14 protein-coding genes are annotated in these 18,534 nt (G+C 72.3%); 2 read left to right on the forward strand and 12 right to left on the reverse strand.

Translation table 11 applies throughout. The annotated features are described in order from the left end of the window. Window positions 1-202 precede the first annotated feature (202 nt). Complete coding sequence (locus ACIQGQ_RS21725; protein ID WP_402398262.1) at window positions 203-727, reverse strand: hypothetical protein; 525 nt, start codon at window positions 725-727, stop codon at window positions 203-205. 284 nt (window positions 728-1,011) lie between these two features. Here ACIQGQ_RS21725 and ACIQGQ_RS21730 point away from each other — a divergent pair, with 284 nt between their 5' ends. After that, complete coding sequence (locus tag ACIQGQ_RS21730) at window positions 1,012-1,626, forward strand: YceI family protein (protein ID WP_402398264.1); 615 nt, start codon at window positions 1,012-1,014, stop codon at window positions 1,624-1,626. Between the two features lie 66 nt (window positions 1,627-1,692). Here the strand turns inward: ACIQGQ_RS21730 and ACIQGQ_RS21735 are convergent, their stop codons facing one another. From ACIQGQ_RS21735 to ACIQGQ_RS21775, 9 genes are all read right to left on the reverse strand, one after another. After that, window positions 1,693-2,709 carry an NAD(P)/FAD-dependent oxidoreductase gene (locus ACIQGQ_RS21735; protein ID WP_402398266.1) on the reverse strand — a complete coding sequence of 339 codons (1,017 nt, stop codon included), beginning with the start codon at window positions 2,707-2,709 and terminating at the stop codon, window positions 1,693-1,695. Between the two features lie 96 nt (window positions 2,710-2,805). After that, a complete protein-coding gene (locus tag ACIQGQ_RS21740; protein ID WP_402398312.1) occupies window positions 2,806-5,448 on the reverse strand; it encodes a SpoIIE family protein phosphatase in 2,643 nt (880 codons plus the stop codon). Between the two features lie 225 nt (window positions 5,449-5,673). Further along, window positions 5,674-7,128: a GH1 family beta-glucosidase gene (locus tag ACIQGQ_RS21745; RefSeq protein ID WP_402398268.1), complete on the reverse strand. Its 1,455-nt coding sequence runs from the start codon at window positions 7,126-7,128 to the stop codon at window positions 5,674-5,676. A 95-nt stretch (window positions 7,129-7,223) separates the two neighbouring features. Beyond that, the gene (locus ACIQGQ_RS21750) at window positions 7,224-8,240 is read right to left on the reverse strand and encodes an ABC transporter ATP-binding protein (RefSeq protein ID WP_402398270.1); all 1,017 of its coding nucleotides are present in this window, start codon (window positions 8,238-8,240) and stop codon (window positions 7,224-7,226) included. Next, a complete protein-coding gene (locus ACIQGQ_RS21755; protein WP_402398272.1) occupies window positions 8,237-9,202 on the reverse strand; it encodes an ABC transporter permease in 966 nt (321 codons plus the stop codon). The genes ACIQGQ_RS21750 and ACIQGQ_RS21755 overlap by 4 nt, the downstream gene beginning before the upstream one ends. A 5-nt stretch (window positions 9,203-9,207) precedes the next feature. Then, on the reverse strand, window positions 9,208-10,188 hold the full coding sequence (locus ACIQGQ_RS21760) for an ABC transporter permease (RefSeq protein WP_402398274.1): 981 nt from the start codon (window positions 10,186-10,188) through the stop codon (window positions 9,208-9,210). Next, the gene (locus tag ACIQGQ_RS21765; RefSeq protein ID WP_402398276.1) at window positions 10,185-11,267 is read right to left on the reverse strand and encodes an ABC transporter ATP-binding protein; all 1,083 of its coding nucleotides are present in this window, start codon (window positions 11,265-11,267) and stop codon (window positions 10,185-10,187) included. The genes ACIQGQ_RS21760 and ACIQGQ_RS21765 overlap by 4 nt, the downstream gene beginning before the upstream one ends. Before the next feature lie 23 nt (window positions 11,268-11,290). Then, window positions 11,291-12,964, reverse strand: coding sequence for an ABC transporter substrate-binding protein (locus ACIQGQ_RS21770; RefSeq protein ID WP_402398278.1), 1,674 nt, complete (start codon window positions 12,962-12,964; stop codon window positions 11,291-11,293). Between the two features lie 103 nt (window positions 12,965-13,067). Continuing rightward, window positions 13,068-14,042 carry a LacI family DNA-binding transcriptional regulator gene (locus tag ACIQGQ_RS21775; RefSeq protein WP_402398280.1) on the reverse strand — a complete coding sequence of 325 codons (975 nt, stop codon included), beginning with the start codon at window positions 14,040-14,042 and terminating at the stop codon, window positions 13,068-13,070. 229 nt (window positions 14,043-14,271) lie between these two features. Between ACIQGQ_RS21775 and ACIQGQ_RS21780 the strand changes: the two genes are divergently transcribed. Then, window positions 14,272-15,186, forward strand: a complete 915-nt coding sequence (locus tag ACIQGQ_RS21780) for a GNAT family N-acetyltransferase (protein WP_402398282.1) — start codon at window positions 14,272-14,274, stop codon at window positions 15,184-15,186. Between the two features lie 52 nt (window positions 15,187-15,238). Here ACIQGQ_RS21780 and cimA read toward each other — a convergent pair whose 3' ends face one another. Continuing rightward, on the reverse strand, window positions 15,239-16,846 hold the full coding sequence (cimA, locus tag ACIQGQ_RS21785; protein WP_366300304.1) for a citramalate synthase: 1,608 nt from the start codon (window positions 16,844-16,846) through the stop codon (window positions 15,239-15,241). A 280-nt stretch (window positions 16,847-17,126) separates the two neighbouring features. Then, entirely contained in the window at window positions 17,127-18,449 is a 1,323-nt protein-coding gene (locus ACIQGQ_RS21790; RefSeq protein ID WP_402398284.1) for an MFS transporter, read from the reverse strand. Between the last annotated feature and the right edge of the window lie 85 nt (window positions 18,450-18,534).

Raw genomic sequence — 18,534 nt, forward strand, 5'->3', positions numbered from 1 at the left:
CCCCTGTGCCACCCCCGTACGACAGGAGGGGATCTCCGCCACGGGAAGAGACTCCCGCGGTGCGCCAACGGCGCCGCAACGTGCCGCCAACGTGCCCGTGGCGGCGGCGCCGTGGTGGTCATGGCGTGTCGACGCGCGCGGTGCCTCCGCTCCGGAGGGGGCCGGGGCGGAGGCACGCGGGGAGCCGTGCGCGGTGCGGGGGTCAGCAGCCGCCGCAGTTGTAGTACGTCACGTCCCAGTGGTTGCCCTCGTCGGCGTAGACGTTGCCGGAGCCCGCCTGGTACTGGGGGGCTCCGTCGCCGCGGAGGCCGATGTAGGTGAACGTGTTGTGGACGTAGTTGGTGAGGCAGGTCGACTTGGCGAAGTCGAGCTTGTAGCCGTTCCAGTGCGAGTACGTGCCGCTGGCGTGGCCGGTCTCGGTGCCGCCGGTGATGTTCAGCGCGCAGCCCGTGGCGCTCTTGAGGGTCTGGGCTCCCTGGGCGGTGGGCAGGTTGAGCTGGTCGAAGGACGTGCAGGTGGCGACGTTGCGGTTGGAGCAGCCGCCGGACGACGACCAGGTGACCCCGGAGGAGCTGAAGCGGGCGGTGGCCTCGGCGTGGGTGAGCTTGGTGACGGCGTGGGCCTGGGGGGCGGCTCCGCCGATCACGCCGAAGCCCGGGGCGAAGAGCACGCCGAGCACCAGGGCGAGCGCGGTCAGGGCGGGACGCAGTCTCATTGCGGACGACATGGGGGGATCCTCCTGCTCATGACAAGTAAGGGCAGGGAGATACTGCCCGAGTTCTACGCGCGTCCGCCAGAGGGGGGCGCCTCCAACAGGGGCCAATTGGCGAGACGTTCGACCGCCGTTCACGGCCCCCGCCCCCCTCGGGTGCGCCCTTTCGGGTGACGGCCGGGAGCATCTGTTGAATCTTTAACTAGCTTCGGCTACAGTCAATCTCGTTGAAGGTTAAACAACAACCGCGACGGACCGCTCATGTTCCACCCGTCGCATCACGTCCCCGAGGAGGAGCCATGGCTCTGTTCAACCGCAAGAACAACACCCCTGCCGCCACCCCCGCCGCCGTGGACCCGGCCCTGGCCGCCCTCAGCGGTGACTACACGATCGACCCGGCCCACAGCAGCATCGGCTTCACCGTGCGCCACGCGATGGTGACCAACGTGCGCGGCTCGTTCGGCGACCACGAGGGCGTCCTCAAGCTGGACGGCTCCGACCCGTCGAAGTCCACCGCGTCCATCGACGTCCGGATCGCCAGCGTCGACACCGGCATCGCCGACCGCGACGGCCACCTGGTCAGCGGCGACTTCTTCGACGCCGAGAAGTTCCCGCTCATGACGTTCCGCTCGACCGGCGCCGAGCTGCTCGGCGGCGACGACTACCGGGTCACCGGCGACCTGACGATCAAGGACGTCACGCGCCCCCTCTCCATCGACCTGGAGTTCAACGGCTCCGCCACCGACGTCTACGGCAACGAGCGCGTCGGCTTCGAGGGCAGCGCGACCATCCTGCGCTCCGACTGGGGCCTGACCTGGAACGCGGCGCTGGAGACCGGCGGTGTGATGGTCAGCGACAAGGTCAAGCTGAACTTCGACATCTCCGCGATCAAGGCCGCCGCGCCCCAGGCCTGAGGCCCTCCCCCGCCGGCCCCGGCCCGGCACCCCCTCACCGCGCGGTCCCCGTCCGCCGGGCTCCGCTCAGGCCCGGCGGGCGGCGACCGCGCGGCGTACGTCGTCGTCGGCCAGGTCCGCGTTGAGCGCGGCGGCGGCCTGCACCCCGGCCGCCGCCGCCACGACGACGGTGGCCTTCGGGTCCGCGGCGTTGCCGGCCACCCGGACGCGGGGCACCTCGGTCGCCCCGGCCGGGCCGGTGGCGACATGGCTCCCCACCGGGACCCCGCCCACCACCATCGCGGCCGTGGCGAGGCCCAGACCGGCCAGCCCCTCCGTACGGGCGGTGAAGGCCGCCTGCACCACGACCGCCTCGCGCTCCACCAGCCGGCCACCGGCCAGCCGTACCCCGGCGAGCCGGTCGCCGGCCACCTCCAGGCCGGTGACCTCGCCGTCGACCACGGCGATGCCGCGCGCCGCCAGCTGTTCGTACTCCTCGTCGGTGGGGGCCGGACCGGTGTGGCGGAAGAGCGTGACGTCCTCGGTCCACTGGCGCCACATCAGCGCCTGGTGCACGGCGAGCGGGCCGGTGGACAGGATGCCGACCGGCCGGGAGCGGACCTCCCAGCCGTGGCAGTACGGGCAGTGCAGCACCTCGCGCCCCCAGCGCTCGGCCACGCCCGGCACCTCGGGCAGCTCGTCCACCAGCCCCGTGGCCACCAGGAGGGCGCGCGCCACCACGGCCGTCCCGTCCTCCCGCGCGACGCGGAAGCCCTCGTCGCCGGGGAGCCGTTCCACGGCGGCCACCGCGCCCCGGACCACCTCGCCCCCGTACCGGGCCACCTCCTCGCGGCCGTCGGACAGCAGCCGGGCGGGCGGGCGGCCGTCGTATCCCAGGTAGCCGTGCATGTGCGCGGCCGGGGCGTTGCGCGGCTCGCCCGCGTCGAGCACCAGCACCGAGCGGCGCGCCCTTGCCAGGGTCACCGCCCCGCTCAGCCCGGCGGCGCCGCCGCCGATCACCACCACGTCGTAGCGCCGGTCCGCACCGGCCCCGCTCTCCGCCCCGCCGTCGCGCGGGCCGCCGTTCTCGGTCGTTCCGTTCATCAGGAGCACCTCCCTTTCACGGGAGAGCGTCCATGACGTGGCACCATTTCAGCAAGAATGGTTGCCGTAGCGGCAAATCCCGGCCTGGGGCGGGCCTCAGGGAGCGGGCTCCTCCTCCGTCTCGCCGACCGTCTGCTCGGACCAGATGACCTTGCCGGTCTCCGTGTAGCGGGTGCCCCAGCGTTCGGCCATCTGGGCGACCAGGAAGAGGCCCCGGCCGCCTTCGTCGGTGCTCGCCGCGTACCGCAGGTGCGGGGCGGTGCTGCTGCTGTCGGAGACCTCGCAGATGAGGTTGCGGTCGTACAGCAGGCGGACGGCGATGGGGGCGGTGCCGTAGCGGACCGCGTTGGTGACCAGTTCGCTGAGGATCAGCTCGGTGGCGAACGCCTCCTCCTCCAGTCCCCGCTCGGTGAGCCACTGGGCGACGTTCTTGCGGACCCCGGCGACGGCCGCCGGGTCGGTGGCCACGGCCCACTGCGCGACCTGTTCGGGGTCGAGGGTGCGGGTCCGGGCCACGAGCAGCGCGACGTCGTCGTCCGGCCGGTCGCCCAGCAGCGCGTCGAGCACGTCGTCGCAGGTCTCCTCCGGTGTCCGGTCGGGTCCGGCGAGCGCCTCGCGCAGCCGGTCGATGCCGACGTCGATGTCCCGGCCGCGCCGCTCGACGAGCCCGTCCGTGTACAGGACCAGCCGGCTCCCCTCGGGCACGTGGAACTCGGCGGCCTCGAAGGGCATGCCGCCGATGCCGAGCGGGAGCCCGGTGGGGACCTCGGGGAACTCCACGGTGCCGTCCGGCAGGACCAGCGCGGGCCCGGGGTGGCCGGCCCGGGCCACCGAGCAGTTCCCGGTGACGGCGTCGTAGATCGCGTACAGGCAGGTGGCCCCGGCGATCTCGGCGTCGCCCTCCTCGATCTCGTCCCGGTCGATCCGGGCGACCAGCTCGTCCAGGTGCCAGAGCAGCTCGTCGGGCGCGGGGTCCAGCGAGGAGAAGTTGTGGACGCTGGTGCGCAGCCGCCCCATGGTGGCGGCGGCGTGCAGTCCGTGCCCGACCACGTCGCCGACGACCAGGGCGACCCGGGCGCCGGAGAGCGGGATCACGTCGAACCAGTCGCCGCCGACGCCCTCGTGGGCCGGCAGATAGCGGTAGGCGACGTCCAGGGCGCTCTGCTCGGGCAGCCCGCGCGGCAGCAGGCTGCGCTGGAGCGTCACGGCGAGGGCGTGCTCCCGGGTGTAGCGGCGGGCGTTGTCCACCCCGACGGCGGCGCGGGCGACCAGCTCCTCCGCGAAGGACAGATCGGCGTCGTCGAAGGGCGGCGAATCGCCCGCCCGCCAGAAGTTGACCATGCCCAGCACGGTGCCGCGCGCGTGCAGCGGCACCGACAGCATCGAGTGGAAGCCCTGGTCCCTGATCCGCTCGGCCACCTCGGGGTCCCAGTTCCGCAGGCCCAGCCGGGCGAACTCGCCGGAGAGGTCGGCGTCCTCGCGGTGGGCGCGCATGGCGCGGGTCCGGGTGGGGACGAAGCCCACGACGTGGCCGACCGGGTACAGCGGGTTCTCGGCCATCACGGAGGTGACGACGGCGCGGCGCATCTCCAGGGTGGCGCCGTGCGGGGTGACCGGTTCGTCGCCCCGGCGCACCGGGTCGGCGATGTCGACGGAGGTGGCGTCGGCGAATCCGGGGGTGGCGACGTCCGCCAGTTCCTGGGCGGTCCGGGTGACGTCCAGCGTGGTGCCGACGCGGGCCCCGGCCTCGTAGAGGAGGAGCAGCCGTTCGGTGGCGAGCTCGGCCTCGCCGGTGACCGCGCGGAGTTCGGTGGTGTCGCGCAGGGTGACCACCGTGCCGGGCGGGCCGCCCCGGGCGTCGGTCGGGCGGAGGTTGACGGCCAGCAGCCGGTTCCCGGCCCGGAGCACCTCGTCGGTGACGGTGCGGCCGGAGACGAGCAGCGCCGCGGTCTCCGGGTCCAGCCCGAGCGTGCCCACCGGGCGGCCCTCGGCGTCCCCGGGCAGGTCGAGCAGGCGGCGGGCCTCGTCGTTGGCGAGGGTGAGGCGCCGGTCGGCGTCGACGATGAGGACGCCCTCGCGGACCGCGTGCAGCACCGCGTCGTGGTGTTCGTACATCCGGGTCATCTCGGCCGGGCCGAGTCCGTGGGTCTGCCGCCGCAGCCGGCGGCTGAGGAGCGCCGCGCCGCCCGTGGTGATCGCGAGGGCCCCCGCCGCGGCGGCCGCGGCGAGCAGGAGGGAGCGGTCCGCGAGGCTGTTCACCGATTCGACGGTGATGCCCACGGAGACGAGGCCCGCCAGCGAGCCGTCGGGTCTTCGGACCGGCACCAGCGAGTTGACCGCCGGGCCGTGGCTCGCGGCGACGGTCCAGGTGTACCCCGGACCGGTCAGGGCCTGCTGGGGAATGTCCTCGATGCGCTGCCCGATCAGCGCGGGGTCGGGGTGGGTGTAGCGCACGCCGACCGGACTCGTCACGACGACGTACGACACGTCGGTGTCGCGGCGGATCGCCTGGGTGCGGGGCTGGAGCCGGGCGGTGGGGTGCGCGCTGTCCAGCGCCTGCACCATGCCCGGCGAGTGGGCGAGGGCGGAGGCGACGCTCAGGGTGCGGTCCCTGGCGTCGGACATGCTGTCGCGGCGGCCCTGCACCACCAGCGCGACCGCCCCCGCCGCGACGAGCAGCAGCACGAGACCCAGGACGCAGAGGAAGACCTGGCCGGACAGGGTGCGCACGCTGAACAGCGAACGCAGGCCACCGCCCGGGGACCGGTGGGGTGTGTCCCGGGCGGTCGGCGCGGGGCCACTGCGGCCCGGGCGTCCTTCATCGTGCCGATCTGATCGCCGGGAGTGACGTCGCAGTCGCGCCCGGAATCGGCCGATAACAGCCATATAGTCAGGTCTAACACGGATCGCGGCTCCCCGAGAGGCGGTGACCGGCCGGGCCGGGCCGCCCCGGGGAGCGGCGGCTCAGCCCTCGGTGTCCGGGGTCCGGGTGTCCCGGGCTCCGCTCTCCCGGGTGAGGCGGATGGTGTCGCGGTACCAGAGGGCGCTGTCCTTGAGCGTCCGCGCCTGGGTGTCGTAGTCGACGCGGACGATGCCGAACCTCTTGTCGTAGCCGTAGGACCATTCGAAGTTGTCCAGCAGCGACCAGGCGAAGTAGCCGCGTACGTCGGCGCCCGCGGCGCGGGCCGCGGCCACGGCGTCGATGTGGTCGGCGAGGTAGGTGGTGCGGTCGGCGTCGTGGATCCGGCCGTCCTCGGCGACGGTGTCGTGGAACGCGGCGCCGTTCTCGGTGACGACGGTCGGGACGCCGTACTCCGTCTCCAGGCCGACCAGCAGGTCGGTGAGGGCGGTGGGGGTGATCTCCCAGTCCATCGCGGTACGCGGCAGATCGCGTTCCACCCCCCGGGTGACGGGCAGCCCGTCACCGTCCAGCGGGGAGCCGTCCTCGGTGACGCCGGAGAAGAGCGTGCCCCGGTAGAAGTTGACGCCGAGGACGTCGATGGGGGTGGCGATGGCGTCCAGGTCGCCGTCCTCCACCGGAAGCTCGGCGCCCCGCAGGGCGAGATCGTCGACGACGTCCTGCGGGTAGGCGCCCCTGACCAGCGGGTCGAGGTAGAGGCGGCGCCCCATGCCGTCGGCCCGGCGGCAGGCCGCGGCGTCCTCGGGGCTGTCGGTCTCGGGGGTGGCGGTGCCGAGGTTGAGGGTGATGCCGAGGTCGAGCGCGTGGCCGCGTGCGGCGGCCGCCCCGCGCAGGCGGCGGGCGGCGAGGCCGTGGCCGAGGAGGAGGTGGTGGACGGCGCGGATCGCGGCGGGGAAGTCCGTCCGGCCGGGGGCCTGGTCGCCGTACGCATAGCCGAGCATGGCCGAGCACCAGGGCTCGTTCAGCGTGGTCCAGTGCTCGATCCGGTCGCCGAGGGCCTCGTGGGCGAGGGCGGCGTAGTCCGCGAAGCGGAGGGCGGTGTCACGGGCCGGCCAGCCGCCCGCGTCCTCCAGCTCCTGCGGGAGGTCCCAGTGGTAGAGGGTGACCCAGGGGGTGATGTTCCTGGCCTCCAGCTCGTCGAGGAGGCGCTTGTAGAAGTCCAGGCCCTTGGCGTTGGCCGGACCCCGGCCGCCGGGCTGGACGCGTGGCCAGGCCAGCGAGAAGCGGTACGTGCCGACGCCCAGCTCCTCGATGATCCGTACGTCCTCGGGCATCCGGTGGTAGTGGTCGCAGGCCACGTCGCCGTTCTCGCCGCCGACGACCATGCCGGGGACCCGGCAGTAGGTGTCCCAGATGGACGGGGTGCGGCCGTCCTCGGCGGCGGCCCCCTCGATCTGGTAGGCGGCGGTGGCGACGCCCCAGCGGAAGTCCGCGGGCAGACCGGGGACGGCGCGGGGGGTGAGGTGGCGGGCGTACGGCCGGGGGGTGTCGGGGTTCATGGGTCTCCTGTGCGGTGGGAGGTGCGGGGGCTGGCGCGTGTCCGGCGGATCAGGGGCGGGCAGGGCGGCCCCGGCCGTGATCCGCCGGACACGCCCTACGGGCGGGCGGCCGGGACCGGGGCCGGCCGGTGGAGCCAGCAGGCCACCGTGCGCCCCTCGGCGCCGTCCGGCGGGGCCAGTTCCGGAACGCGGGTGGCGCAGGCGTCGAGCGCCCGGCCGCAGCGGGGGTGGAAGGCGCAGCCGGCCGGCATCGCGGCGAGGTGCGGGGGCGATCCGGCGATGCCGGTCAGTTCACGGCGCGGGCCGTGCAGCGCGGGGAAGGAGCGCAGCAGGCCCTCGCTGTAGGGGTGGCGCGGGTCGCGGTAGATCTCCTGGGCCGCGGCCTCCTCGACGATCCGGCCGCCGTACATGATCGCGATCCGGTCGGAGAACTCGACCAGCAGCGAGATGTCGTGCGTGATGAAGACGACGGAGAAGCCCAGCTCCTCGCGGAGCGCGACGAGCCGCCGCAGGATCTGGCGCTGCATGACGACGTCGAGCGCGGTGGTCGGCTCGTCCATGACGACGATCTCGGGGTCCAGCGCGAGCGCCATGGCGATCATGACGCGCTGGCGCATGCCGCCGGAGAGCTGGTGCGGGTAGGCGTGGAGCCGGTCGGCGGAGATCCCGACGAGCTGGAGCAACTCCTGCGCGCGGGCTGTGCGTTCGGCCCGTTTCATCTCCGGCCGGTGGGCCCGCAGGACGTCGGTGAGCTGGCTGCGTACGGTGTGCACCGGGTTGAGCGAGTTCATCGCGCCCTGGAAGACGATCGACAGCTCCTGCCAGCGGAAGGCGCGCAGCCCGGCGGGCGACAGGGCCAGCAGATCGAGCGCGGAGCCGTCGCGCCGGTGGTAGTGGACGTCGCCGCCGGTGATCACCCCGGGCGGCTGGAGGAGCCGGGTGACGGCGTACGCGAGGGTCGACTTGCCGGAGCCGGACTCCCCCGCCAGGCCCAGGACCTCGCCCCGGTGCAGGGTGAGGTCGACGTCGCGCAGGGCGCGCACGGCCTCGTCGCCGGTGCCGTAGTCCACGTTCAGCGCGCGGATGGTGAGGACGGGTTCGGTGGTGCTCATGGGCGGTGCTCCTTCGCGTCCGTGCCGCGCACCACGGGGGTGAAGCCGATCCGCACCGGCGCCTTCCTGCCGGGGCCGGAGCGGGTGCGCAGGCGCGGGTTGACGAGCTCGTCGATGCCGAAGTTGATCAGGGCGAGCGCCATGCCGAGCAGGGCGATGCAGAGCCCGGCGGGGACGAACCACCACCACGCGCCCTGGGCGAGTGCCTGGTTGGACTGGGCCCAGAAGAGGACGGTCCCCCAGTTCCAGTCGGAGATGTCGGCGACTCCGATGAAGGCGAGCGTGATCTCGAAGAGGATCGCGGCGACGACCGTGCCGACGAAGCCGGAGGCGATGACGGCGGTGAGGTTCGGCAGGACCTCGAAGAGGATGATCCGCCAGGTCGGTTCGCCGGTGGCGCGGGCCGCCTCGACGTAGTCCCGGCGGCGCAGCGACAGGGTCTGGGCGCGCAGCACCCTGGCCCCCCAGGCCCAGGAGGTGAGGGCGATGACGGTGGCGATGAGCAGGTTCCCGGCGTCGGAGACGAAGCTGGCGATGATGATGATCAGCGGCAGTCCGGGGATGACCAGGAAGACGTTGGAGAGCAGCGAGAGCAGTTCGTCGGCGGTGCCGCCGAGGTAGCCGGCGCTGACCCCGACGAGGACGGAGAGCACCGTCGCGAGGGTCCCGGCGACGAAGCCGACGACGAGCACGCCCCGGGTGCCCACGAGGATCTGCGAGAACACGTCCTGGCCGGTCTGCGTGGTGCCGAACCAGTGGTCGGCGGAGGGCGGTTGGAGGAGCTGGTCGCCCATGGCCCCGGGGTCGTACGGGGCGATCCACGGTCCGACGACCGCGAGCACGGCGAAGAAGGCGAGGATGGCGAGGCCGACGGTGGTCTTGCGGCCGCGCGGGAAGCGCGGTCCGCGCCGGCCCGGGGGCGCGCCGGTCGCGGGGGCGGGGGCGGCGGGGTCGACGGTCACGGCGTCTACGCCTCCTTCCGGGTGCGGGGGTCGAGGACCAGGTAGACGACGTCGGCGAGGAGGTTCGCCGCGAGGACGGAGAGCGTGATGATCAGGAAGACGCCCTGCATCAGGGGGTAGTCCTTGGCGCCGACGCCCTGGAAGAGCTGGTAGCCGATGCCGGGGTAGGAGAAGACCATCTCCACCAGGAGCGTGCCGCCGACGATGAAGCCCAGGGAGAGCGCGAAGCCGGAGACGTTGGGGAGGACCGCGTTGCGCGCGGCGTAGCCGAACATCACCCGGCGCTCGGAGAGCCCCTTGGCCTGGGCGACCATGACGTAGTCCTCGGAGGCCACCGTCACCATCATGTTCCGCATGGAGAGGATCCAGCCGGCCACCGCGCTGAGCACGATGGTGAGGCCGGGCAGCACCCCGTGGTAGAGGGCGCTGGAGACGAACGGCCAGTCGAAGGCGGGGACGAGCGCGTTGTCGTAGCCCCCGGCGGCCGGGAAGAGCGGCCACTGGACGGCGAAGAGCGCGATGGCGATCAGGCCGAGCCAGAAGTACGGGATGGCCGAGATGAAGGTGGTGACGGGCAGCAGTCCGTCCAGCCAGGAGCCGCGCCGCCAGCCCGCGAGGACGCCGATGCCGGTGCCGAGCAGGAAGCTGATCAGGGTGGTGATGCCGACGAGCGCGAGGGTCCAGGGCAGCGACTGGGCGATCACCTCGCTCACCGGGGTCGGGAAGAAGGTGAAGGAGAGCCCGAGGTCGCCGTCGAGCAGGTGCGACCAGTAGTCGGTGTACTGCTGCCAGAGCGACTGCTGCTTGTCGAGGCCGAAGAGCGCCTTGAGGGAGTCGACGGCGTCGGTGTCGAGCTGGCCCTGGAAGCGGGCGAGCAGGGCCTGCACCGGGTCGCCCGGGAGCAGGCGCGGGATCAGGAAGTTGACGGTGATCGCGGCCCAGGCGGTGACCAGGTAGAACGCGAGTCGTTTCAGGAGGTACTTCACCGCGCGGCCTCCGTCCCGGACGGGGAGCCGGGGGCCCCGTCGGCGTAGAGCCAGCAGGCCGCCCACTGGCCGTCGGCCAGGTCGAAGCGCGGGGGCCGTTCGGTGCGGCAGCGGGCCAGGGCCTTCGGGCAGCGGGGGTGGAAGCGGCAGCCGGGGGGCGGGGAGAGCAGCGAGGGCGGTTCGCCGCTGCCGGTCTCCTCCTGGTCCGCTCCGGCCACGACCCGGTCGGGGGCGGGAGCGGAGGCGATGAGGAGCTGGGTGTAGGGGTGGGCGGGGTGCTGGGTGACGCGCTCGCTGTCGCCGCCCTCGACGATCCGGCCCGCGTACATGACCAGGGTGGTGTCGGCGAAGTACCGGGCCGAGGCGATGTCGTGGGTGATGTAGAGGACCGCGAGGCGCAGCCGGTCCTTGAGGTCGGCCAGCAGGTTGAGCACCCCGAGCCGGATCGACACGTCCAGCATCGAGACGGGTTCGTCGGCGAGGAGGACCTCCGGGCCGGCGCCGAGCGCGCGGGCGATGGCGACGCGCTGGCGCTGCCCTCCGGACAGTTCGTGCGGGAACTTGTCCAGGTACTGCTGGGGCGGGGTGAGCTGGACGCGGTCGAGCAGGGCGGCCAGGTTGGCCTCCAGCTCCGCCGCGTCGTCGCCGGCCCGGCCGTGGATGCGCAGGGAGCGGGTGAGGTGGTGGCGCACGGTGTGCACCGGGTTCAGCGAGGCGAACGGGTCCTGGAAAATGAGCTGGACCCGGCGTACGTAGCGGCGGAAGGAGCTGCCGCGCCCGGCCTTCACCGGTGTGCCGTCCAGCCGGATCTCCCCGCCGGTGAGCGGGTACAGCTGGGCGAGCAGCCGGGCGACGGTGGACTTGCCGGAGCCGGATTCGCCGACGAGGGCGGTGACGGTCGCGCGCCGCAGCTCCAGCGAGACGTCGTCGACGGCGTGGACGGTGCGGCGGCGGCGCGTCAGGAGGTCGCGCGCGGTGCGGCGGACCGCGAAGTGCTTGGTGACCGAGCGGGCTTCGAGCACGACGTGGTCGTCGTCCCCGGTTCCCCCGCCGGTGCGGTGTGCGGTGTGTTCGGTCATGGCCGGTTCCCGTGGTCTCGGCGCTACTTGGCGGGGGCGAGCTTGAGCACGATCTGCAGTGCGGTGGGCTGGGTGTGCTGCGGCGGGGCGTACGGGTCGGCCTCGGTGGGCCAGCCCGTCCAGTTCTTCGTGGAGTACTCGGCCCCGATGGGGGCGGCGGCCGTGGGGATCATCGGCGCCTGTTCGACCATGATCTTCTGGAGGGTGTTCATGGCCTCGGTGCGGGTGGCGTCCTCGGTGGCGGTGGCGAAGTCCTTGAGCGCCTTGGTGGCCCCGGGGTGGTCGAAGCGGCCGAAGTTGCCGAGCTGGGAGGCCTTGCCGACGGGCTGGAGCAGCGCCCCGTCCATGATGTTCTGGTACATGTCGTACGGGGTGGCGCCGTTGTTGGTCCAGTGCAGGGTGGCGTCGAAGTCGCCGTTGGCCACGTCCGCGCCCCACGCCTCGGCGGTCTGCGTCTTGACCTTGGCCTCGATGCCGAGCTGCTTGAGGTTGTCCTTGATGATGGCGAGGCCGGTGATGTAGTCGTTCCAGCCGGCCGGGTCGGTGAGGGTGAGCTTCACCGGCTTGCCGTCCGGGTCCTTGAGCACGCCGCCCTCCAGCCGGAATCCGGCCCCGGTCAGGAGCTTCCTGGCGCCGGCGACGTCGGGCGCGGTGCTGGCGCCCTTGTACGCGGGGGCGAGGAAGGACTCACCGGCGGGCAGCGGGATACCGGTCGGGTTGGTGATCTCCGGGTAGAGCGTGGCCTCGGCCTGGACGTGGATCGCCCTGCGGTCGACGACCATCGCCATGGCCCTGCGCAGTGCCGGGTTGTCGAGCGGCTTGCGGGTGGTGTTGAGCCAGAGTCCGTGGATGCCGAGGCCGGAGGGGAACCACAGCTTGTGGTTCTTCGGGTCCTTCGCGATGAACAGCTGCTTGTAGTTCGGCATGAAGACGAAGGACCACTCGACCTTGCCGCTCGCCAGCGCCGTGGTGGCCGCGCTGTTGTCGTTGTACGCGGTGTAGCGCAGCTCCTTGACCTTGGTGGCGCCCTTCCAGTAGGCGGGGGTGGCGGTCAGCGTGGTGGTCTGCGGGGTGAAGGTCTTGAGCTTGTACGGGCCGGAGCCGACCGGGGTGCGGTTGGGCCAGGTCTCGGGGTTGTCGACGTCCTTCCAGATGTGCTTGGGCACCACGAACTGCTGGATGATCTTGTTCTGGTTGACGTACTGGGACTCCTTGAAGGTCAGCTCGACGGCCTTGCCGCGCACCGTGATGCCGTCGAACGGGATGCCGTTGCCGTTCAGCGCGGGGTGCTTCTTGAGGAGTTCGAAGGTGTACGCGACGTCCTCGGCGGTCAGCGGCTTGCCGTCGGCCCAGGTCGCCCGGGGGTCGAGGGTGAAGGTGACCCTGGTGAAGTTGGACTCCCACTTCCAGTCGGTGGCCAGCCACGGGGTGGCCCGGTCGGCGGGCTTGATCTGGCTCGTCATGGCGAGCGGCTCGTAGATCATGAAGCGGTAGCCGAGGGTGGCGCCGGCCGAGGTGCTCAGGAACGGGTTGCTGTTGTTGGTCTGCGGTCCGTCGGGCTTGCCCAGGGTGAGGACGCCGGAGGCGGCGCCCCCGTGACCGGCACCGGAGTTGGCGGACGAGCAGCCGGCGGCGAGGGCGACGGCGGCAGCACTGGCAGAGAGCGCTCTCAGAACGGTGCGGCGTCGGGTGGACATGGCGGCTCCAGGGAGGGGGTTCGGAAAGCTCGGGTACGTGCGGGGGTTCGGGGCTCGGTTGCGTACGTACGGGAGGAGCGGGCGGCCCGGTGGGGCCGGTCCGCTACGGCGCCGAGTGGCGCACGACCAGTTCGGTGGGCAGCACGACCGGTGCGTCGGGCACGGTCGCGCCGCCGAGGCGGTCGAGGAGCATCCGTGCGGCCGTCTCGCCCATCCGCCGGGTGGGCTGACGCACGGTGGTCAGCGGGGGTTCGGTGTGCTCGGCCATCGGGATGTCGTCGAAGCCGACCACGGCGATGTCGTCCGGCACCGGGCGCCCGGCCGCGCGCAGCGCCCGCAGCGCCCCCGCCGCACTGATGTCGTTGTGCGCGAAGACGGCGTCGAACTCCGTCCCGGCGGCGAGGAGTCGCTCCACGGCCAGCCGGCCGCACCCTTCGGTGAAGTCCCCGTGGACGACGAGGTCGGTGGGCAGGACCGAGCGGAAGCCGTCGAGCCGGTCGCGTACGCAGCCGAAGGCCGGGGGGCCCGTGACGACCAGGGGCCGGGTGCGTCCGGCGGCCAGCAGGTGGCGGGCCGCGGACGCGCCCCCTTCGCGATTGGTGGTCACGACGGAGGGGAACGCGGGGTGCTGGCCGCGGTCGTCGATGAGCACGATCGGCAGTCCGCCCCGGTACAGCGCGGTCAGCCGGTCGAGGGTGTTCTCGGGTTCGACGACCAGGAGCCCGTCGACGGCGCCCGCCGACACCTGGCCGGTGAAGCGCTCCACGGACTCGGCGCCCCGGTTGCAGGTGAAGAGCAGCAGCCCGTAGTCGGCGGCCTCGACGGTGTCGACGACCCCCTGGAGCACCTCGCCCATCCACGGCCAGGCGAGCGAGGGCACCAGCATGCCGACCGTGCGGCTGCTGCCGCGGGCCAGTCCGACGGCGCCCGAGCTGGGTACGTAGCCGAGCCGTGCGATCACTTCACGAACGCGGGCCGCCGTGACACCGCCCACTTCGCCCTTGCCGTTGAGGACCCGCGAGACGGTCGTCTTGCTGACGTCGGCCACACGGGCGACATCGGCGATGGTGACACGCATCGAGGGGCCTCCGGGCAGGACGGGGCGGGGTCGCGAACCAATTTCCGCAACCGGTTCCGGAACCGGTACCGGCGTTGCGGCGTGAGTTAACCCCGCCGGAACAGTGCCGTCAATACTTCACGTCGAGATTGGTCCGGACCCATATTCCGTACCAGCGGCCGGAGTTGTGCGTTCAACTCCCGAACACAACAGCCTTGGTCCGGCCCAACAGCCCGGTTAGGGTGGCCGGATGACGGAATTCGATCTTCTCGACGACACCGCGCAGTGGCGGCAGGACTTCGAGCGGCGACTGCGTGCCGCGTACACCGGAGCCGGGCTCGACGGCCCCGCCACGGAGGGCATGATCGACGGGACGCTCCGCCGGGCCGACGAATGGACCGTCGCCGGGATCACGGCCGCCGGGACGCGGGTGGGGTACGTCGCCGTGGTCGTGGCGGAGGAGAACGGCGCGGTCGACAGCCGCATCGGCGACCTCCACGTCGACGCGGCCCACACCGGCCGGGGCCATGAGCGGGCCGCCCTGGAGTGGGCCGAGGCGTGGTGCGCGGAGCGCGGAGCCGAGCAGATCCGGGTACGGCGCTCCGGGGCGGACGACGGCGTGTTCGACGGCTACGGCGTACGCGGCCAGCTCCGGGCGCGGCGGATCGACTCCCCGCCGGAGCCCGTCGAGGGCTTCACCGCCCGGCCGATGACCCCGGCCGAGTACCCCGCGTGGGTCACCGCCGAGAAGGCCGAGTACGCGGGCGACATCGCCCGGTCCGGGGCCCTGACCCCCGAGGAGGCCCGGAACAAGTCCGACCGCGACTTCGCCCAGCTGCTCCCCGAGGGCCTGGACACGCCCGACAACACGTTCCTGGTGCTGGAGGCGGCGGGCGAGCCCATCGGCACCGGCTGGCTGAAGCACGGCTACCTGCCGGGGGTGACGTACGGCTACTCGCTCTTCGTCGACGAGGAGCACCGGGGCAGGGGCTTCGGCCGGGCGGCGATGGTGGCGGGCGAGCTGGCGACGCTCGCGGCCGGCGAGTCGACGCTGATGTTCAGTGTGTGGGGCGGCAACGAGGTGGCCATGAACCTGTACACGCGCACCGGGTACCGGGTCGTCGAGGAGAACCGCTCCCTGGTCCTGCCCCGCCCGGCCGGCTGACCGCGCCTCCCGTACCGGCGGACCCGCGACGGGCCCGCCGGTACGGGGACGGTCACTCCGTGGGCTCGACCCCGGCCCGCAGCAGACCGTAGGTGCAGGCGTCCTCCAGCGCCTGCCAGGAGGCGGCGATCACGTTGTCCGCGACGCCGACCGTGGACCACTCGCCCTCGCCGTCGCCGGTGGTGATCAGGACGCGGGTGGTGGACTCGGTGCCGGTGCGGCCCTCGACGATGCGGACCTTGTAGTCGATCAGCTCCAACTTGGCGAGCTGCGGGTAGATCCGCTCCAGGGCGACCCGCAGCGCCCGGTCCAGCGCGTTGACCGGTCCGTTGCCCTCGGCGGTGGCGACGATCCGCTCGCTCCTGGCCCAGAGCTTCACGGTCGCCTCGTTGGCGTGCGTGCCGTCGGGGCGGGTCTCGACGATGGCCCGCCAGGACTCGGTACGGAAGTAGCGGCGCACCCGGCCCTCGACCTCGGCGCGCAGCAGCAGTTCGAAGGAGGCGTCGGCGGCCTCGTAGGTGTAGCCCTTGAGTTCGCGCTCCTTGACCCGCTCGACGATCCGGCCGACGAGTTCGCGGTCGCCGCCGAGGTCGAAGCCCAGCTCCTTGCCCTTGAGCTCGATGGAGGCGCGGCCCGCCATGTCGGAGACCAGCATCCGCATGGTGTTGCCGACCAGGGCGGGGTCGATGTGCTGGTAGAGGTCGGGGTCGACCTTGATCGCGGAGGCGTGCAGCCCGGCCTTGTGGGCGAAGGCGGAGACGCCGACGTAGGGCTGGTGGGTGGAGGGGGTCAGGTTGACGACCTCGGCGATGGCGTGCGAGACGCGGGTCATGTCGGCGAGGGCGCCCTCGGGGAGCACGGATCTGCCGTACTTGAGCTCCAGCGCGGCGACGACCGGGAAGAGGTTGGCGTTGCCGACGCGTTCGCCGTAGCCGTTGGCGGTGCACTGGACGTGGGTGGCGCCCGCGTCCACGGCGGCCAGGGTGTTGGCGACCGCGCAGCCGGTGTCGTCCTGGGCGTGGATGCCGAGCCGGGCACCGGTGTCGGCGAGCACCGTGGCGACGACGGCCTGGATCTGGGCGGGGAGCATCCCGCCGTTGGTGTCGCAGAGGATGACGACGTCGGCGCCGGCCTCGGAGGCGGCGCGGACGACGGCCTTGGCGTACTCGGGGTTGGCGCGGTAGCCGTCGAAGAAGTGCTCGCAGTCCACGAAGACCCGGCGGCCCTGTTCGCGGAGGTGGGAGACGGTGTCGACGACCATCTCCAGGTTCTCCTCCAGGGTGGTGCGCAGCGCGAGTTCGACATGGCGGTCGTGCGACTTGGCGACCAGGGTGATCACCGGGGCACCGGACGCCAGCAGCGCCTTGACCTGCGGGTCGTCGGCGGCCCTGGCCCCGGCCCGCCGGGTGGCGCCGAAGGCGACCAGCTGGGCGTTCTTGAACTCGATCTCCTGCCGGGCACGGGCGAAGAACTCGGTGTCGCGGGGGTTGGCGCCCGGCCAGCCGCCCTCGATGAAGCCCACGCCGAAGTCGTCCAGGTGGCGGGCGATGGTGAGCTTGTCCGCGACCGTCAGGTTGATGCCCTCACGCTGTGCCCCGTCGCGCAGCGTGGTGTCGAAGACGTGGAAGCTGTCGTCGGTGGCGTTGGCCTTGGTGGTCATGCTGGTCTGACTCCTGTCGGATGAGCGGATCCGGAAGATCGGGCTCCACTTGCCCCCATCATCCCGCGCGCGTCCCGCCCCGGCCGGGGTGAGGGCCGGAAAACGAAAAAACCCCTCGCGGGTGCGAGAGGTCTGCGCGCGGGTCTGGGGCACGATGGCCGTGCCGCACATGGTGATGCGGGACGGTCACTGCGGACCGGCGCGCCTGCTGCCGATAATCATGGCGTACGAGGGCACGGTCGCAGTCTTGCACAAGGCCGCGGCCGTGCCCCGCCCCGTCTCAGGATGCGGGCGTAACGGTCCGTTCCGGTGCGCCCCGCCCGGTGTCCCCGGTGCCGATCCGGCCCAGGTCGATGTCGCGGGTCTCCCGCATGGTCAGGTAGACGACCAGGGATACCGCCGCGCAGCCGGCCACGTACCAGTAGAAGCCCGACTCGACGCCCGCCTTCTTGAACCAGAGCGCCACGTACTCGGCGGTGCCGCCGAAGAGCGCGTTGGCCAGGGCGTACGGGAGGGCGACGCCCAGGGCGCGGATGCCGGTCGGGAAGAGCTCCGCCTTCACGCAGGCGTTGATCGAGGTGTAGCCGGTGACGACGAGCAGGGCGAGCAGCGCCAGCCCGAAGGCGGGCCAGAAGGTGCCCGCGTGCTGGAGCATCGTCATGATCGGCACGGTCAGGAAGGTGGAGCCGACCGCGAAGGTGATGAGCAGCGGGCGGCGGCCGATCCGGTCGGAGAGCATCCCGGCGAGCGGCTGGACGCACATGAAGACGAACAGGGCGCAGAAGCTGACGAGCGAGGCGGTGGACTTCGCCATGCCCGCGCTCGTGGAGAGGAACTTGGTGAGGTACGTGGTGTACGTGTAGTACGCGACGGTGCCGCCCATGGTCAGCGCCATCACGAGGAACGCCTCGCGCCTGTGCCGCCACAGCGCCTTCAGGGTGCCCCGGTCCTGCTGCCCGGCGGCGCCGGACTCCGCGTAGACCTCGGTCTCCAGCATGTTGCGGCGCAGGTAGAAGACGATCGCGGCGCCGAGCGCGCCGATGATGAACGGGATCCGCCAGCCCCAGCTGTGCAGGGCCGCCTCGGACATGTTGCGCTGCAGGACGATCTGGAGGCCCAGGCCGACGAGCTGTCCGGCGGTCATGGAGACGTACTGGAAGCTGGAGGCGAAGCCGCGCCGGTCGGGGGCGGACGCCTCGGTGAGGTAGGTGGCGCTGGCCGCGTACTCGCCGCCGACCGAGAGGCCCTGGAGCAGCCGGGCGACCAGCAGGACGGCGACACCGCCGTACCCGGCGACGTCGTAGGTCGGGGCGGCGGCGATGAGGATCGCGGAGGCCGACATGAGGGTGACGGTGAGGGTGAGCGCCGCCTTCCGGCCCCGGCGGTCGCCGATCCGGCCGAGCAGCCAGCCGCCGACCGGCCGCATGAAGAAGCCCACGGCGAAGATGCCCATGGTGTTCATGAGGTTGGCGGTCTCGTTGCCTTCGGGGAAGAACGAATCCGCGAAGTAGACCGCGAAGGTCGCGTACACGAACCAGTCGAACCACTCGACCATGTTCCCGGCCGAGCCGACCCAGATTTTCTTCCACTGCTCTCGTCCCATGGTCCGCCACCGTGCCCGAACCACGGGGAGGGGAACAAGGGCGCACCCCGCAACGATCGGGCGTACTTGTGTACGTTCCGTTCAC

The organism is Streptomyces sp. NPDC092952 (assembly GCF_044754785.1).
GTDB lineage: Bacteria > Actinomycetota > Actinomycetes > Streptomycetales > Streptomycetaceae > Streptomyces.

Excerpts from the sequence above, each read along its gene's own strand:
- ACIQGQ_RS21725 (WP_402398262.1), bottom strand. The coding sequence starts at position 727 with ATGTCGTCCGCAATGAGACTGCGTCCCGCCCTGACCGCGCTCGCCCTG.
- ACIQGQ_RS21730 (WP_402398264.1), top strand. The coding sequence starts at position 1,012 with ATGGCTCTGTTCAACCGCAAGAACAACACCCCTGCCGCCACCCCCGCC.
- ACIQGQ_RS21735 (WP_402398266.1), bottom strand. The coding sequence starts at position 2,709 with ATGAACGGAACGACCGAGAACGGCGGCCCGCGCGACGGCGGGGCGGAG.
- ACIQGQ_RS21745 (WP_402398268.1), bottom strand. The coding sequence starts at position 7,128 with ATGAACCCCGACACCCCCCGGCCGTACGCCCGCCACCTCACCCCCCGC.
- ACIQGQ_RS21750 (WP_402398270.1), bottom strand. The coding sequence starts at position 8,240 with ATGAGCACCACCGAACCCGTCCTCACCATCCGCGCGCTGAACGTGGAC.
- ACIQGQ_RS21765 (WP_402398276.1), bottom strand. The coding sequence starts at position 11,267 with ATGACCGAACACACCGCACACCGCACCGGCGGGGGAACCGGGGACGAC.
- ACIQGQ_RS21770 (WP_402398278.1), bottom strand. The coding sequence starts at position 12,964 with ATGTCCACCCGACGCCGCACCGTTCTGAGAGCGCTCTCTGCCAGTGCT.
- ACIQGQ_RS21775 (WP_402398280.1), bottom strand. The coding sequence starts at position 14,042 with ATGCGTGTCACCATCGCCGATGTCGCCCGTGTGGCCGACGTCAGCAAG.
- ACIQGQ_RS21780 (WP_402398282.1), top strand. The coding sequence starts at position 14,272 with ATGACGGAATTCGATCTTCTCGACGACACCGCGCAGTGGCGGCAGGAC.
- cimA (WP_366300304.1), bottom strand. The coding sequence starts at position 16,846 with ATGACCACCAAGGCCAACGCCACCGACGACAGCTTCCACGTCTTCGAC.
- ACIQGQ_RS21790 (WP_402398284.1), bottom strand. The coding sequence starts at position 18,449 with ATGGGACGAGAGCAGTGGAAGAAAATCTGGGTCGGCTCGGCCGGGAAC.